Annotated in this window: 12 protein-coding genes; 8 read left to right on the forward strand and 4 right to left on the reverse strand. The window is 70.3% G+C overall.

The window, feature by feature from the left end:
• Positions 1-43 precede the first annotated feature (43 nt).
• The 4 genes from OO70_RS14260 to OO70_RS14275 all read left to right on the forward strand — a co-directional run bounded on the left by OO70_RS14260 (position 44) and on the right by OO70_RS14275 (position 7,447).
• Positions 44-2,818, forward strand: coding sequence for a CocE/NonD family hydrolase (locus tag OO70_RS14260; RefSeq protein WP_043669513.1), 2,775 nt, complete (start codon positions 44-46; stop codon positions 2,816-2,818).
• Positions 2,815-3,678, forward strand: coding sequence for an ABC transporter permease (locus OO70_RS14265; RefSeq protein ID WP_043669516.1), 864 nt, complete (start codon positions 2,815-2,817; stop codon positions 3,676-3,678). The genes OO70_RS14260 and OO70_RS14265 overlap by 4 nt, the downstream gene beginning before the upstream one ends.
• Positions 3,679-3,826: 148 nt before the next feature.
• Entirely contained in the window at positions 3,827-5,419 is a 1,593-nt protein-coding gene (locus OO70_RS14270; RefSeq protein ID WP_051741184.1) for a vWA domain-containing protein, read from the forward strand.
• Between the two features lie 96 nt (positions 5,420-5,515).
• Complete coding sequence (locus tag OO70_RS14275) at positions 5,516-7,447, forward strand: AMP-dependent synthetase/ligase (protein WP_043669519.1); 1,932 nt, start codon at positions 5,516-5,518, stop codon at positions 7,445-7,447.
• Between the two features lie 56 nt (positions 7,448-7,503).
• Here the strand turns inward: OO70_RS14275 and OO70_RS14280 are convergent, their stop codons facing one another.
• Positions 7,504-7,914, reverse strand: a complete 411-nt coding sequence (locus OO70_RS14280; protein ID WP_043669522.1) for a rodlin — start codon at positions 7,912-7,914, stop codon at positions 7,504-7,506.
• Between the two features lie 371 nt (positions 7,915-8,285).
• The gene (locus OO70_RS14285) at positions 8,286-8,699 is read right to left on the reverse strand and encodes a rodlin (protein WP_043669525.1); all 414 of its coding nucleotides are present in this window, start codon (positions 8,697-8,699) and stop codon (positions 8,286-8,288) included.
• 191 nt (positions 8,700-8,890) lie between these two features.
• Between OO70_RS14285 and OO70_RS14290 the strand changes: the two genes are divergently transcribed.
• From OO70_RS14290 to OO70_RS56840, 3 genes are all read left to right on the forward strand, one after another.
• Entirely contained in the window at positions 8,891-9,307 is a 417-nt protein-coding gene (locus OO70_RS14290) for a rodlin (RefSeq protein WP_043669528.1), read from the forward strand.
• A gap of 317 nt (positions 9,308-9,624) precedes the next feature.
• Positions 9,625-9,852: a chaplin ChpD gene (chpD, locus tag OO70_RS14295; RefSeq protein ID WP_026178071.1), complete on the forward strand. Its 228-nt coding sequence runs from the start codon at positions 9,625-9,627 to the stop codon at positions 9,850-9,852.
• Between the two features lie 107 nt (positions 9,853-9,959).
• Positions 9,960-11,036: a chaplin family protein gene (locus OO70_RS56840; RefSeq protein ID WP_078651403.1), complete on the forward strand. Its 1,077-nt coding sequence runs from the start codon at positions 9,960-9,962 to the stop codon at positions 11,034-11,036.
• A gap of 55 nt (positions 11,037-11,091) precedes the next feature.
• On the opposite strand, the gene OO70_RS14300 is transcribed toward OO70_RS56840, so the two are convergent.
• Entirely contained in the window at positions 11,092-12,348 is a 1,257-nt protein-coding gene (locus OO70_RS14300) for an NAD(P)-binding domain-containing protein (RefSeq protein WP_043669533.1), read from the reverse strand.
• Entirely contained in the window at positions 12,348-13,646 is a 1,299-nt protein-coding gene (locus OO70_RS14305) for a carboxylate--amine ligase (RefSeq protein WP_043669536.1), read from the reverse strand. The genes OO70_RS14300 and OO70_RS14305 overlap by 1 nt, the downstream gene beginning before the upstream one ends.
• Before the next feature lie 153 nt (positions 13,647-13,799).
• Here OO70_RS14305 and OO70_RS14310 point away from each other — a divergent pair, with 153 nt between their 5' ends.
• The gene (locus tag OO70_RS14310; protein ID WP_043669538.1) at positions 13,800-15,107 is read left to right on the forward strand and encodes a glycoside hydrolase family 26 protein; all 1,308 of its coding nucleotides are present in this window, start codon (positions 13,800-13,802) and stop codon (positions 15,105-15,107) included.
• The last annotated feature ends 8 nt before the right edge of the window (positions 15,108-15,115 follow it).

A 15,115-nucleotide genomic window follows, 5' to 3' on the forward strand; every position in this document is an offset into this window, starting at 1 on the left:
GGGTCTGCCCCAACTGTCAGAGACGCCCCGTACCGTTGAACGCATGGATCTTCGACTGCCCGGGCTGCAAGGCCTACGACGACTACGACGCCCCCGGCGCTGGCTGGCAGCCACCGCAGCCGTCGCCGTGCTCGCCGCCGCCGGCACCTGGACGGCCGTAGCCTCGGACGACGCACCCCCGGTCCACCAGACAGACCGGACGATGGCCATCGACGGCGTCAGCCTGGACACCTCGTACTTCACAACGGGCGGATCAACGCGCCGCCCAGCAGTCCTCCTCGCCCACGGCTTCGGCGGCAACAAGAACGACGTACGAAAAGAAGCCGAGGACCTGGCCCGGGACGGCTACGCGGTACTGACCTGGTCCGCCCGCGGCTTCGGCAAGTCGACCGGCAAGATCGGCCTGAACGACCCGTCCGGCGAGGTCAAGGACGTGTCGAAGCTGATCGACTGGCTGGCGAAGCAACCGGACGTCCAGCTCGACAAGCCGGGCGACCCGCGCGTGGGCATGGCGGGCGGTTCCTACGGCGGAGCCATCTCGCTCCTGGCCGCCGGCTACGACGACCGGGTGGACGCGATCGCCCCCGCGATCACGTACTGGAACCTCGCCGACGCCCTGTTCCCGAACGGCGTCTTCAAGAAGCTCTGGGCCGGCATCTTCATCAACTCCGGTGGCGGCTGCGCCAAGTTCGAGCCCGCGCTGTGCCAGATGTACGACCGGGTGGCAGAGTCAGGCAAGCCGGACGCGCAGGCACGCGCGCTCCTCGAAGCCCGCTCCCCATCCGCCGTAGCCACGCACATCAACGTCCCCACCCTCCTGCTCCAGGGCCAGACCGACTCCCTCTTCCCGCTCGGCCAGGCCGACGCCGCGGCGAAGGCGATCCGGGCCAACGGCGCCCCCGTGGACGTCGACTGGATCGCGGGCGGCCATGACGGCGGCGACATGGAGACGAGCCGCGTCCAGGCGCGGGTCACCTCCTGGTTCGACCGCTACCTCAAGGACGACAAGAACACCGACACCGGCCCCGCCTTCCGTGTCACCCGCACCGGAGGCGTCGACTCCACGGACGGTGCCGCCCTGCTGCGCGGCGCGAGCGGCAGCGCCTACCCCGGCCTGGAGAGCGACCCGCGCACGATCGCCCTCACCGGCCGCCGCGAGCAGAGCTTCACCAACCCGGCCGGCGCCAGCCCGCCCGCGATCTCGGCCCTCCCCGGCCTCGGCAGCACCGGCGGCCTCTCGCAGCTGTCCTCCCTGGGCATTGGCGTCTCCCTCGACTTCCCCGGCCAGTACGCGGCCTTCGACTCGGCACCTCTCACCAGCGGCCTCCGCATCACCGGCTCGCCCATGGTCACCGTCCACGTCAAGTCGACCAGCGACGACGCCGTCCTCTTCGGCAAGGTCTACGACGTGGGCCCGAGCGGCACCCAACAGGTGCTCCCCTCCCAGCTGGTGACCCCCTTCAGGGTCGAGGGCGCCAAGTCCGGCAAGGACGTCACGATCACCCTCCCGGCCATCGACTACGACGTCCAGAGCGGCCACCACCTGCGCCTGGTCCTCGCCTCGACGGACCTCGGCTACGCCTCCCCGGCCGCCCCGGCGACGTACACCGTCACCCTGAAGAGCGACCTCAAGGTGCCGACGGCCCCCGGCGTCACCACCGCGGCGGCGACCCTCCCGTCCTGGGTGTGGTGGCTCCCGCTCGCGGGCGCGGCGGCCGCACTGGCCCTGCTGCTGACCGGCCGCAGGCGTACGGCGTCGACACCCCCCGCCCCCGAACTGTCCGAAGTCCCGCTCCAGATCACCGACTTGAGCAAGCGGTACGCGAAGTCGGCGGACCGGTACGCGGTACGGGACCTGTCCTTCCGCGTCGAGAAGGGCCAGGTGCTCGGCCTCCTGGGCCCGAACGGCGCGGGCAAGACGACCACCCTGCGCATGCTGATGGGCCTGATCAAACCGGACGCCGGCGAGATCAGGGTCTTCGGTCACGCGATCCGCCCGGGCGCCCCGGTCCTGTCCAGGGTCGGCGCCTTCGTCGAGGGCGCGGGCTTTCTCCCGCACCTCTCCGGCCGCGAGAACCTGGAGCTGTACTGGCAGGCCACGGGACGCCCGCCCGAGGATGCCCACCTGGAGGAGGCCCTGGAGATCGCGGGCCTCGGCGACGCGCTCGCCCGCGCGGTCCGCACCTACTCCCAGGGCATGCGCCAACGCCTCGCCATCGCCCAGGCCATGCTCGGCCTCCCCGACCTCCTCATCCTCGACGAACCGACCAACGGCCTCGACCCGCCCCAGATCCGCGAGATGCGCGAGGTACTGATCCGCTACGCGGAAGCAGGCCGCACGGTCATCGTCTCCAGCCACCTCCTCGCAGAGGTCGAACAGTCCTGCACACACCTCGTGGTCATGGACCGAGGCCGCCTCGTCCAGGCGGGCCCGGTCGCGGAGATCATCGGCGCGGAGGACACCCTCCTGGTAGGCCTCGCAACAGACATCCCGGACCCCTTGGTGGAGAAAGTGGCGGCCCTGCCCGGAGTCGAGTCGGCAACACGAACAGACGGCGCCCTCTTGGTCCGCCTGGCGGCAACGCCGCTCAGGGGCGCGGGGAACGGCGCGACCAGCCACAACGGCGCAGCAGACGAACAACTGCAAACTGCCGGGGGCACCCTCGCAACCGCCACCCGCGAAACCGACGGCACTGAAACACTCACCGCCGCCCGCCTCCTCGTAGAGCTGGTGCGCCTGGAGGTCCCGGTCTCCTCCCTCGGCCCCCACCGCCGCCTGGAAGACGCCTTCCTCACCCTGATCGGAGGTTCCGCATGAGCACGCTCGCCGAGCCCGTAGAGGTGGCCTCCGGCTACCGAGCGGGCCGCACATTGCCCCTCCGGGTCGAGCTGGTCCGGCAGTTGAAGCGGCGCCGCACGCTGGTCATGGCCGGCATCCTCGCCGCGCTGCCCTTCATCCTGGTGGCCGCCTTCGCGATCGGCGGCACCCCGGGCGAGCGCAACGGCCAGGTGACGCTGATGGACACGGCCACCGCGTCCGGCGCCAACTTCGCCGCGGTGAACCTGTTCGTGTCGGCGGGCTTCCTGCTGGTCGTCCCAGTCGCCCTGTTCTGCGGGGACACGGTCGCCTCGGAGGCCAGCTGGTCCTCCCTGCGCTATCTGCTGGCGGCACCCGTGCCGAGAGCCCGTCTCCTGTGGTCGAAGCTCGTGGTCGGACTCGGCCTCAGTCTCGCCGCGATGGTCCTGCTCCCACTCGTCGCCCTGGCCGTCGGCACCGCCGCCTACGGCTGGGGCGCGCTGGAGCTGCCCACCGGCGGCGCGATCGGCGCGGGCACGGCGGCCGAACGCCTGCTGGTGGTCGTGGCGTACATCTTCGTGTCCCAACTGGTCACCGCCGGGCTCGCGTTCTGGCTCTCGACGAAGACCGACGCACCCCTGGGCGCGGTCGGCGGCGCGGTCGGCCTGACCATCGTCGGCAACGTCCTGGACGCCGTCACGGCCCTCGGCCACTGGCGCGACTTCCTGCCCGCGCACTGGCAGTTCGCCTGGGCGGACGCCGTACAGCCCCATCCGGAGTGGTCCGGCATGATCCAGGGCACCGCGGTCTCCGTTACGTACGCCTTGGTGCTGTTCGCCCTGGCCTTCCGGGGTTTCGCCCGCAAGGACATCGTGTCCTAGGTCACCGGAGGATCTCCCACCGGTCTCGACGGGCCATGATCGCGACCCCTTCGAGACTCTTCCGCAACTCCCCGTAGCGCACATTCCGGCCCCCTCCGCCGTCACAGTCGCAAGAAGGCGACGTCAACGGACCGAGGGGGCACGGGAGATGGAGACCGACCAGAGCGACCGAACACGACCGGGGCAGGAGTACGCGCGCCACCGCACCCGGCGACTGCGTGCCACCCTGCTCGCTCTCACCGCGGCGGGCGGTCTACTGCTCACCGGTTGCGGCGCGGGCGAAGGCAGCCACTCCAACACCTCGGACGGGGCGAACCGGACCGGCTTCCCGGCCCCGGCCCCCGCCACCACCTCCGGCGGTGACAACAGCAGCGAACAGGACGGCGAGCAGACCAGCACCCCCGCCGACAAGGTCGCCCCGTCCCCCGACTACCTCTCCACCTTCGCCCTCGACGTCGACACGGCCTCCTACGGCTACGCCCGCCGCGTCCTCGCCGACGGCCAACGGCCCGACCCCTCGACGATCCGCCCCGAGGAGTTCGTCAACAGCTTCCGCCAGGACTACGACCGCCCCGACGGCAACGGCTTCACGGTCACCGTCGACGGCGCCCGTACGGACAAGTCCAACTGGTCCCTCGTCCGCGTCGGCCTCGCCACCCGCACCGCCGACGACAGCGACGAACGCCCGCCCGCCGCCCTCACGTTCGTCATCGACGTCTCCGGTTCGATGAGCGAGATGGGCCGTCTGGACCTCGCCAAGAAGTCCCTCGACGAGATGACGGACCGGCTGCGCGACGACGACTCGGTCGCACTCGTCACCTTCAGCGACGAGGCCGAGACCGTCCTCCCGATGACCCGCCTCGACGGCCACCGCGGCAAAGTCCACCACGCCATCGACGAGTTGGAGACCCAGGCCTCGACCAACCTCGGCGCGGGCGTCGAGACCGGCTACGCCACCGCCACCGAGGGCCTCCGCGAGGGCGCCACCAACCGGGTCGTCCTCATCTCCGACGGCCTCGCCAACACCGGTGACACCAGCGCCGATTCGATCCTGGAACGCATCGCGAACGAGCGCCGCGACCACGGCATCACCCTCTTCGGCGTCGGTGTCGGCAGCGACTACGGCGACGCCCTGATGGAGAAACTCGCCGACAAGGGCGACGGCCACACCGCGTACGTCTCGAACGACGCCGACGCCCGCAAGGTCTTCGTCGACCAACTCCCGCAGAACATCGACCTCACCGCCCGCGACGCCAAGGCCCAGGTCGCCTTCGACCCCGAGACGGTCGCGCAGTTCCTCCTCATCGGCTACGAGGACCGCAAGGTCGCCGACGACGACTTCCGCAACGACAACGTCGACGGCGGCGAGATCGGCCCCGGCCACACCGTGACCGCCCTCTACGCCGTCCGCACCAGGCCCGGCGCCGACGGCCACCTCGCCACCGCGAGCGTCCGCTGGCTCGACCCGAACACCCGCGCCCCGCACGAGGAATCGGGCCAACTGGAGACCGCCGCCCTGCACGACTCCCTCAGCAGCGCGTCCCCCCGCTTCCAAGTCACCGCCGTGGCGGCCTACTTCGCCGACGACCTCCGCTCACCCGAGGACAGCGCGGGCTCCCTCCCCGGCAACCCGGGCCTCGACGAACTCGCCACCCAGGCCCACGCGTTGGCGAAGAAGACAGAGGACAAGGACGTACGACAACTCGCCGAGGCGATCGACGAGGCAAGCCGAATGAACTGAACCCACTCCCACCCGCCCGGCCCCATTGACCTTCCCCTACTTGCGAGTAAGTTGACGCCCCAGTCACCGTCTCACCGTCGACCGGGAGCAGTCGTCATGGGCGTACGCAAGGATCTGAAGCGGGCGCGGCAACGCACCGACCTGGCGGCCCGCACCCGGGTCGAACTCACCAGGGACGCGCGGGGCGTCGTACGAGAGGCGAGCACGCTGCCGCTCGCCCCGCGCCCGGCGACCGGCAGCACCGCCGACCTCCCGTTCACCAACGCGGCGGAGGCCCCCGACACCGTGGTCCTCCGCCGCGAACAGGACGGCACCTGGCACCCCGTGACCGCGGCCGCCTTCGCCCGCGAAGTCACCGTTACCGCAAAGGGGTTGATGGCCGCGGGCCTCGAACCGGGCGGCCGGGTCGCGGTGATGTCCCGGACCCGCTACGAGTGGACGGTCCTCGACTTCGCGATCTGGGCGGCCGGCGGCCAGACGGTACCGATCTACGCCACCTCTTCGGCGGACCAAGTGGAGTGGATCGTAAGGGACTCGGGAGCCCGTTTCGTCGTCACGGAGACCGCCGAGAACACCGACACGGTCACCAAGGGCACGGCCCGCCACCCCCAACTCCCGCGCATCTGGCAGCTGGACGCGGGCGCAATGGCTGAACTCGCCACGCTGGGCGGGGAGATACCCGACGACGAGGTCGCCAAGCGCCGCGCCTCCCTCACCCCCGACACGATCGCGACGATCTGCTACACCTCCGGCACCACCGGCCGCCCCAAGGGCTGTGTCCTCACCCACGCCAACCTGCACGCCGAGGCCGCCAACACGGTCGAGTTGCTGCACCCCCTCTTCACGGAGGTCACCGGCCAGGTCGCCTCGACGCTCCTCTTCCTCCCGCTCGCGCACATCATGGGCCGCACCCTCCAGATCGCCTGCCTGATGGCCCGCATCGAGATCGGCCACTGCCCGAGCATCAAGCCCGACGAACTCCGCCCGGCGCTACGGGAGTTCGGGCCCACGTTCCTCGTCGGCGTGCCGTACCTCTTCGAGAAGATCCACGACGCCGGCCGCGCGACCGCCGAGAAGATGGGCCGCGCCGCCTCCTTCGACCGCGCCGACCGCATCGCCGTCCGCTTCGGCGAGGCGTACCTGAACAAGTTCCTCGGCACCGGCAAGGGCCCCGGCCCCGGCCTCTACGCCGCCTGGGCCCTCTACGACCTGCTGGTGTACCGCCGTATCCGCAAGGAACTCGGCGGCCGCCTGCGGTACGCCATCAGCGGCGGCTCCCCGCTCGACCGCGACCTCAACCTCTTCTTCTCCGCCGCAGGGATCATCGTCTACGAGGGCTACGGCCTCACCGAGACGACAGCCGCCGCCACCATCGTCCCGCCGCTGCGGCCCCGCCCCGGCACGGTCGGCCTCCCGGTGCCCGGCACCACGATCCGCATCGCCGACGACGGCGAGGTGCTCGTCAAGGGCGGGGTGGTCTTCGGCGCGTACTGGAACAACCCGGCGGCCACCGACGACGTACTGCAGAACGAGTGGTTCGCGACCGGGGACCTGGGCGCGCTCGACGCGGACGGCTATCTCACCATCACCGGCCGCAAGAAGGACATCCTCGTCACCAACGGCGGCAAGAACGTCTCCCCGGCCGTCCTGGAGGACCGCCTGCGCAGCCGCGCCCCGGTCGGCCAGTGCCTGGTCGTCGGCGACAACCGCCCCTTCGTCGCCGCCCTGATCACCCTCGACCCAGAGGCCCTCGCCCACTGGCTGTCCGTCCGCGGACTTCCCGCCGACACCCCGCTCGCCGACCTCGTCGAGGACCCCCGCCTGCGTGCCGACGTCCAGAAGGCCGTCGACCACGCCAACCAGGCCGTCTCCCGCGCCGAGTCCATCCGCGCCTTCGCCCTGGTCGAGGGCGAGTTCACCGAGGACAACGGCCTTCTCACTCCGTCCCTCAAACTCAAGCGCCACGTGGTGACAGCGGCCTACGCGGAGGACATCGAGGCCCTGTACGCGAAGTCGAAACGGCCGTAACACGAAGAGCGGGCCGCCGATGTGCTCGGCGGCCCGCTCTCGTGGTGCTGGTGGGGTCAGCTGCCCACAGCGCCGTTGCCCGACAGGACCGGGATGTTGTCCAGGATGTGCGACAGCGGCTCGTCGCCCTTGGCCTGGGTGGAGTTCTCGGTGCACTGCTGGTTCTGCGGGGCCGACAGGATCGGCACGTCCTGGAGGACGGTGACCGGCACCAGGCCGACGATGGAGGCGGCGTTCACCTTGGCCGGCAGGCCGACACAGGGCTTGTTCAGGGTGCCCTGGACGAGGGAGAGCTGGGGGCTCATGTCGCCCTTGGTCTCCTGGTTGCCGTACTTCTGCTCGGCGCCGTTGCCGTTGGTGGTGGTGACACCGTCGTCGTTGCCGATCGCCATCGCCGGGGTGGCGACGGCAGCCGAGACACCGGCGATGGAGGCGGCAACAGCCGCGGTCGCCCACAGCTTCTTCATGTTCAATCCCTTTCGGAGGACGGACTCCCGTTGCGGAGCCGCGCGATGATCAACTGGGTGATGGCTGGTTTGGTTGCGCCCTTTGCCCCGAATGGAGCAATAAGTCGGCTCACGCACAGGCGAGTGAGCTTCCCCGGACGGGGACGCTGCCCGCGGGGGATCGGCACGGTGGTGAACTCCGTGGACGACAGGGATACTTGGCGCGGAAAGCCGTCGACGGCCACGTGCGTCATCTCCTGGACGGTGCGCACCATGAGCCGCGGACCGCCCTCGGCATAAGCATTGTTGAGTTTCGATCCGGTCCTGAATTGCGGAGAAGGTAAACCAGCGGGCCGCCGAGAAATCGGCGGCCCGCTGTGCGCGTCCGCGAATCAGCTGCCCGCGGAGCCGTTGCCCGAGAGGACCGGGATGTTGTCCAGGATGTGCGACAGGGGCTCGTCGCCCTTCGCCTGGGTCGAGTTCTCGGTGCACTGCTGGTTCTGCGGCGCGGAGAGGATCGGCACGTCCTGCGCGACGGTGACCGGCACGACGCCGACCAGCGAGGCCAGGTTCGCCTTGGCGGGCAGGCCGATGCAGGGCTTGTTCAGCGAGCCCTGGATGAGCGCCATCTGGGGGCTCATGTTGCCGTACGTGGCCTGGTTGCCGTAGACCTGCTCGGAACCGTTGCCGTTCGCCGTGGTGACGCCGTTGTCGTTTCCGATCGCCATCGCCGGGGCGGCGACGGCAGCCGAGGCTCCGACGACGGAAGCGGCGACAGCCGCAGCAGCCATAACCTTCTTGATCACTTCAATGATCCCTTCTGGAGTAACCCCGTCCACCGGAGCGACCTGAACAACTGGTGCCGGGCCGCATGGTTGCTCCGATTCACTCCAATGGCCCAGATGAATCCAACCGGGTGAAGCCACGCAACCAATCCGGCCCACCCCGGTTGATGGGGGAGCAGGAATTGTGTCTCTGCCAGGAAAGGACCGCAGAAATGCTCAAGAAGGCAATGGCTGCGACGGCTGTCGCGGCTTCCGTCGTCGGCGTATCGGCGACGGCCGCCCCGCAGGCGCTGGCCATCGGCAACGACAACGGCGTCACCACCACCGACGGGAACGGTGCCCAGCAGATCTACGGCAACTCCAAGTCGGCCGGCGACATGAGCCCCCAGCTCGGGCTCGCCCAGGGCGACCTGAACAAGCTCTGCCTCGGCGTGCCGGTCAAGGTCAACGCGGCCTCGATCGTCGGCGTGCTGGTGCCGGTCACCGTCCTCCAGGACGTGCCCGTGCTGTCGGCCCCGCAGAACCAGCAGTGCGCCGAGAACTCCACCCAGGCCAAGGGTGACGAGCCGCTGTCGCACATCGCGGACAACATCCCGGTGCTGTCGGGCAACGGCGCCATCGGCAGCTGAAGCTGACCGCCCGTCAATGAAGCGGCCAGGACGGCCCGTCGGAAATTTCCGTACGGGCCGCCCTGGCCGCTTTCGTGTAGCCGCCCTCCAGTCGTCCTCCCTTGACTCCCCTTGGAGAGAAGCGTTTCTGCGTCGATGCGGCCATCGCGTCAATTCGGTGCGGACGATCGAGTGAATTGTCAGGTGACACGCGTTCTTCAGTTTCTTCCTGTGTCTATCCCTCGTTTTACAGGCTGCAGGTCATGGTGCGAGCCGCCCAAGCTGTGCTCGCTCGGTTTCGGCCGTCATAGGGCATGACCGCAGAGAAGGGAACGTTCATGAAGAAGAGCGCTGCTGTTGTCGCTGGTGCGATCATGGCTCTCGGTATGGCCGCCCCGGCCTTCGCCGACGCCGGTGCCGAGGGTGCCGCCATCGGTTCGCCGGGTGTCCTCTCGGGCAACGTGGTCCAGGTTCCCGTGCACATCCCCGTCAACGTGTGCGGCAACTCGATCGACGTGATCGGCCTGCTGAACCCGGCGTTCGGCAACACCTGCGTCAACGACTGACGACGTAACGCACCAGCCGTTCCGGCTGTGTCACGGCCGGCCTTGGACACTTTCCTGTTCCAAGGCCGGCTTTTTTTCCCACTTCTTCAAGCAGGAAGACAACGAGATTGCGACAGACCCTGGGTAAGGGAATGGTCGCGGCCGCCGCCGCGACAAGCATTCTGTCCCTGTGCGGCAGCCCCGCCGTGGCCGAGACGTACACGGCCGGCGCTGCCAAGGATTCGCCGGGCGTCCTGTCCGGCAACAGCCTCTCGGTCCCGGTCGACGCCCCGGTCAACGCCTGCGGCAACTCCGTCGACGGCGTCTCCGGGCTCAACCCGACCTTCGGCAACTCTTGTGCCGGCGGCAAGGAATCGCACCGGCACGGCGAACACACCGGACACCACCGGTGGGCCGAGCAGGCCTACGGCGACTCCGACGACGACTCGGGCTACGGCTACGGGGACGACTCGGGTTATGGCCATGGCGGCGACTCGGGTTACGGCTACGGCGACCACTCGGGCCATGGTTACGGTGACCACTCCGGTTACGGCTCCGGTGACCACTCGGGCTACGGCTCCGGTGAGTGGGGCCATGGCCCCGGTCACCCGGGCCACGGCACCGAGGACTGCGAGGAGACGCCGCCTCCGACCGGCGGCGACCACCACACCCCGCCTCCTACGGGCGGTGACCACACCCCGCCGCCTCCGCCCACGGGTGGGGACCACACACCCCCGCCGCCTACCGGTGGGGACCACACACCTCCTCCGCCGACCGGTGGGGATCACACTCCTCCGCCTCCCACGGGTGGAGACCACACCCCGCCGCCTCCCACAGGCGGTGACCACACGCCTCCGCCGCCTACCGGTGGGGACCACACGCCTCCGCCTCCCACGGGTGGAGACCACACGCCCCCGCCTCCGACCGGCGGGGACCACACCCCTCCACCTCCCACGGGTGGAGACCACACCCCGCCGCCCCCCTCGGGCGGGAACCACACTCCGCCTCCCGGTGGCGGGAACCACACCCCGCCTCCTGGTGGCGGCAACCACACGCCTCCGCCCACCGGTGGGGGCCACACCCCGCCGCCCGTCCTGGCGCACACCGGCAGTGAGGCCATGCTGGCCACCTCGGCCGTCAGTGCCGCGCTGATCGCGGGTGGCACGATTCTCTACCGACGAGGCCGATCCGCGTCCCGTAGGTGATGCACGCACGGGGTGCCGGACGTCACCGCCCGGCACACCCGCACCGTACGCACCGTCAGCGGCGTACGAAATCCAGTGCGCCCCGCCGAGCAGGCGCCGGGATCATGCCGCCGCGCGGCTCCGAGTGCAGCCGGCGCCGGACTCCCCGCACCAGCGCGCCCGCCGTGAACGTGGCGCCGTGCACGAAGCGCATCGCCGGGCCGAAGCCCGAGGCCGTCACCAGGCCCGCCATGAAGAGGCCGGGGTGCGAGGACTCGAAGTCGCGGCCCACTTCGGGGGAACCGTCGCCCACCGTGGCCAGCGACCCCCTCAACTCGCCCGAGAGCAGGCCGAGTCGGCCGGTCGTCGCCTTGAACCCCGTTGCCGCGATGACGTGTTCGGTCTCCAGGGAGCGTGTTCCGCCCGCCCGGCCCACCGTCTCCAGGCGTACCCCGCCCGGCACCGCGTCGGCAGCCGCGACCTCGTGGCCGAGCAGCACCTCCACCACCGGTTCGACCCGGTCCCGCACCCACCAAGCACCGGCCGGGCCAAGGGCGTTGGCCGCGATCCTGGCCCGGGTCGCCTCCGGGAGACGGTGGAAGAGGCCGGGGCGCTCCGAGTAGAACCAGTTGCGCCAGCCGGGGCCCAGGCCGCTGTGCGGGGAGCGGGCCTCCTGCCACCACGGGCGCTCCCACGCCGGCGGCACGTCGTTCCAGTACAGCTCGTCGGCGCGCGCCAACACCCGTACCCGCGTGCCCTGTTCGGCGAGCAGGGCCGCCGTCTCCAGTGCCGCCTGGCCGCCGCCGATCACCGTGACGTCCTTGCCGCGGAAGTCGTCGAGCGTGCTGTGGTGGCTGCTGTGCGAGACGAGAGTGCGGTCCAATCCCCGTAGCGCGGACGGGATTTCGACGAACGGCATGACGCCGACCGCGAGGGCGACGGTACGGGCGTGGAACGCCGTGCCGTCGTCGGTCACCGCCTCGAAGCCGCCCGGTACCGGCGCGATCCGCGTCACCGTCCGCTCGTCCACGGCGGGCACGGCGTTGCGCGCGAACCACAGGCCGTACGAGGCGAACATCTCGACCGGGATCGGCTCCCCGTGCCGGGACTCCACGCCCTGGCCCGCGCAGTACACGTCGAGCGGCCAACGGCCCTCGGGGTCCGACAGGTTGGAGGCCCAGGGCTCCGACTTGAGGAACATGCCCCGGGGCATGTGGTCGCGCCAGGACGCCATCGGCCGGCCGAAGACGCGCAGGTTCAGCCCGGCGGCCGCGGCGTGGGACGCGATGGACAGGCCGTACGGGCCCGCGCCCACCACCAGCAGGTCGTACATCAGCAACTGCTCGCTTTCTCGTCGTCGGTCATTTCGGTCAACTCGGCTGAATCGGTGGATTGTTGGGCCAGGGTGCTCTCGCCCGCCTGCCGTACCACCCGTGCCGGGGTCCGCGCCGGGACGGCTCCGCCCAGCCGCTCGCGCAGCTTGCGCAGCACATGCCGGGCCCACAGTCCCCACATCGCGCGGCCCGGTGCCCGGTCGTCCGGCGCGTACCAGGCCAGCTCGCGCCCGCCGGGCGCCGGGCGCAGCGCGCTGAGCGGCGCGTAGTTCTCCACCACGAACGACCGTCCCGGCCGCGGCACCCCGTCCGGCAGCGGACGGTGGGTCAGATCCAGGTGCAGCGCGCGGACGACGTCCAGGCCGGCGGAGTCGGCGAAGAGCCGGAACTGGGCGCCGGGCCGCGGGTTGAAGTCGAGCAGGTGATAGCTGCCGGTCGTGCCGCAGCGGCGGAAGTCCAGGTCGAAGATGCCGCGGTAGCCGAGCTCGGCGGTGAGGCGTTCGGCGAGTGCCTGCACCTGCGGGTTGGGCGTCCAGCGGCCCACCGCCGTCAGACCCGCACCGCGCGGCCAGGCACGCTGCTTGCGGCCCGGGCCGCCGCCGCGTACGGCGCCGGAACGGTCGGCGTACCCGTGGAAGAACCAGTCGCGGTCGGGCCCCGACGGCAGGAACGCCTGCAACAGCAGTCGGCTGCCCGCCTCCTCGGCGCGCAGATACAGCTCGCGCGCCTCCTGCGCGCTGCGCACCACCACCGTGCTGCGCAGCCCGGTCCCGGCCGGCAGCAGCCAGGGCCGGCTCCACTTCGCCACCACCGGCAGCCCCAACTGCCAGGCGGCGCTCGCGGCCTGCGCCGGGCTCTCCGGGATCAGCGTCACCGGGTGCGGGATGTCCGCGCTCGCGCACACGGCGGCCAGTTCCGCCTTGTCGGCGACGCGTTCGGGCAGCGCGCCGGGCTGCTGCGGCAGCAGATAGGAGGGCGCGAGTTCCTTGCCCAGCCGGCCGACCGCGACGGCGCTCGCGTCGTCCATCGGGATCAGTACGGCGGGACGCGCGATCCGCGCCGCAACCCGCCGGAGCGTGACGGCGATGTCCGCGGGAGACGCGCCGGGCGGTGGCGGGGGATGCATCTGGCAGACAAAGCGGGAACTGCGTACGGGACTTCCGGCGCAATCGGCGACGACATGCACCTCCACTCCCGCCCTGCCGAGCGAACGCACGGCCCCCAGCGTTCCGTGGTGAAAGGGATTCCGGTCGATCCGCAGCAGAACTGCGGGGACACGGATGTCGAGCAACGACACGGACTGTTTCCTTCGGTTCGGTTCACCCGTGCGGGCGATGGAGGAACTCGGAAGCCGTAACGGCGGTGGCGTAATTCATATTCATATGACTGAGTGTCAGTAGAAGGAAAAGCGAAGTCGGAACAGCACACGAGAGTGGAGAGAGGAGCAGGCATGGCCCCACAGCAACGACGGTCCCGGACCGCCCGGCTGGCCTTCGTCGCGGCTACGGTCGCCGCGTCGGCGGCTTTCGCGTCGGGTCCCGGGTTCGCGGCGGGAGCGGAGGTGGCGCGGGCCACTGATCCGCCTGCTCCCGTGACCACCACGCCCGTGACCACGGCTCCGGTGATCACCCCACCCACGACCCCAGCCGTCGTCGAACCGGTGAAGACACCCGAACCGGTGAAGACGCCCGCCCCGGCCTTCGGTGCCTTCCTCGACTCCGGGGCCCGTGGCGTGGCCCGCATGGCCGCGCTGAGCAGCTGGCTGGGCGGCGCCGAACTGCGCGTCGGCCACACCTACCTGCCCGGCAACCACTGGAGCGACATCGAGGGCGCCCCCGGTCTCCTCGACGTGTGGGCGGACTGGCGCACCGAGAAGACCGACCGGATGCTCGTCCTCAACGTGCCGATGCAGGAGCACAACGAGGACGGCGTGTCCGACTGGCAGGTGCGGCGGCTGCTCCAGCAGGGCGCGGCCGGACAGTTCGATCAGCACTTCAAGGCCCTCGCCACCCGGCTGATCGACCTGAAGGTGCCGGACACGGTGATCGTGCTCGGCTGGGAGATGAACGGCACCACGTACACCTCTCGTTGCGGGCCGGACCCGGAGGCCTGGAAGAAGTACTGGAACAGGATCGTCACCACGATGCGCTCGGTGCCGGGCCAGAAATTCCGGTTCGACTTCACTCCGAGCCGCGGCCGGGACGCCGTTCCCTGGACGCAGTGCTATCCGGGGGACGACACGGTCGACATCGTCGGAATGGATTCGTACGACCAGCCTTCCGGGCTGACGTTCGACGAGCAGGTGAAAGAGCCCTACGGACTTCAGGAACACGTGGACTTCGCCAAAACCCACGGCAAGCCCATTTCCTATCCTGAATGGGGACTCTTCCGTAACGGCGACAACGCGGAGTACATGAAGCGCATGCTCGCCTGGATGGACGAGCACAAGCCGCTGTACAACACGGTGACCGACTACTGCCCGCACGGTGTGTGGCAGTGCTCCCAGAACCCGAAGTCGTCCCAGGTCTACCGTTCGGTCCTGTTCGGCCGCACCGAGGACCCGACCACGCCGCCGACCACGCCCACGACACCCACGACCCCGGTCACCCCGGAGCCGCCCAAGCCGACCACGCCCACCACACCGCCCGCCCCGACGCACCCGGCCAACTGCTCGCCGGTGGAGCTGGGTGACTGGGTGGAGTACTGGCTCGGCGGGAAGCTGTGCGTGAAGTTCGACTGGTGGCAGCGCGACCGCTGAACCAGAGG

This window comes from Streptomyces xylophagus (genome assembly GCF_000716435.1).
GTDB lineage: Bacteria > Actinomycetota > Actinomycetes > Streptomycetales > Streptomycetaceae > Streptomyces > Streptomyces xylophagus.

What these genes read in the sequence shown, in the direction of transcription:
- OO70_RS14270 (WP_051741184.1), top strand. Translation starts at nt 3,827, where the DNA reads ATGGAGACCGACCAGAGCGACCGAACACGACCGGGGCAGGAGTACGCG.
- OO70_RS14260 (WP_043669513.1), top strand. Translation starts at nt 44, where the DNA reads ATGGATCTTCGACTGCCCGGGCTGCAAGGCCTACGACGACTACGACGC.
- OO70_RS14280 (WP_043669522.1), bottom strand. Translation starts at nt 7,914, where the DNA reads ATGAAGAAGCTGTGGGCGACCGCGGCTGTTGCCGCCTCCATCGCCGGT.
- chpD (WP_026178071.1), top strand. Translation starts at nt 9,625, where the DNA reads ATGAAGAAGAGCGCTGCTGTTGTCGCTGGTGCGATCATGGCTCTCGGT.
- OO70_RS14310 (WP_043669538.1), top strand. Translation starts at nt 13,800, where the DNA reads ATGGCCCCACAGCAACGACGGTCCCGGACCGCCCGGCTGGCCTTCGTC.
- OO70_RS14275 (WP_043669519.1), top strand. Translation starts at nt 5,516, where the DNA reads ATGGGCGTACGCAAGGATCTGAAGCGGGCGCGGCAACGCACCGACCTG.
- OO70_RS14300 (WP_043669533.1), bottom strand. Translation starts at nt 12,348, where the DNA reads ATGTACGACCTGCTGGTGGTGGGCGCGGGCCCGTACGGCCTGTCCATC.
- OO70_RS14265 (WP_043669516.1), top strand. Translation starts at nt 2,815, where the DNA reads ATGAGCACGCTCGCCGAGCCCGTAGAGGTGGCCTCCGGCTACCGAGCG.
- OO70_RS14290 (WP_043669528.1), top strand. Translation starts at nt 8,891, where the DNA reads ATGCTCAAGAAGGCAATGGCTGCGACGGCTGTCGCGGCTTCCGTCGTC.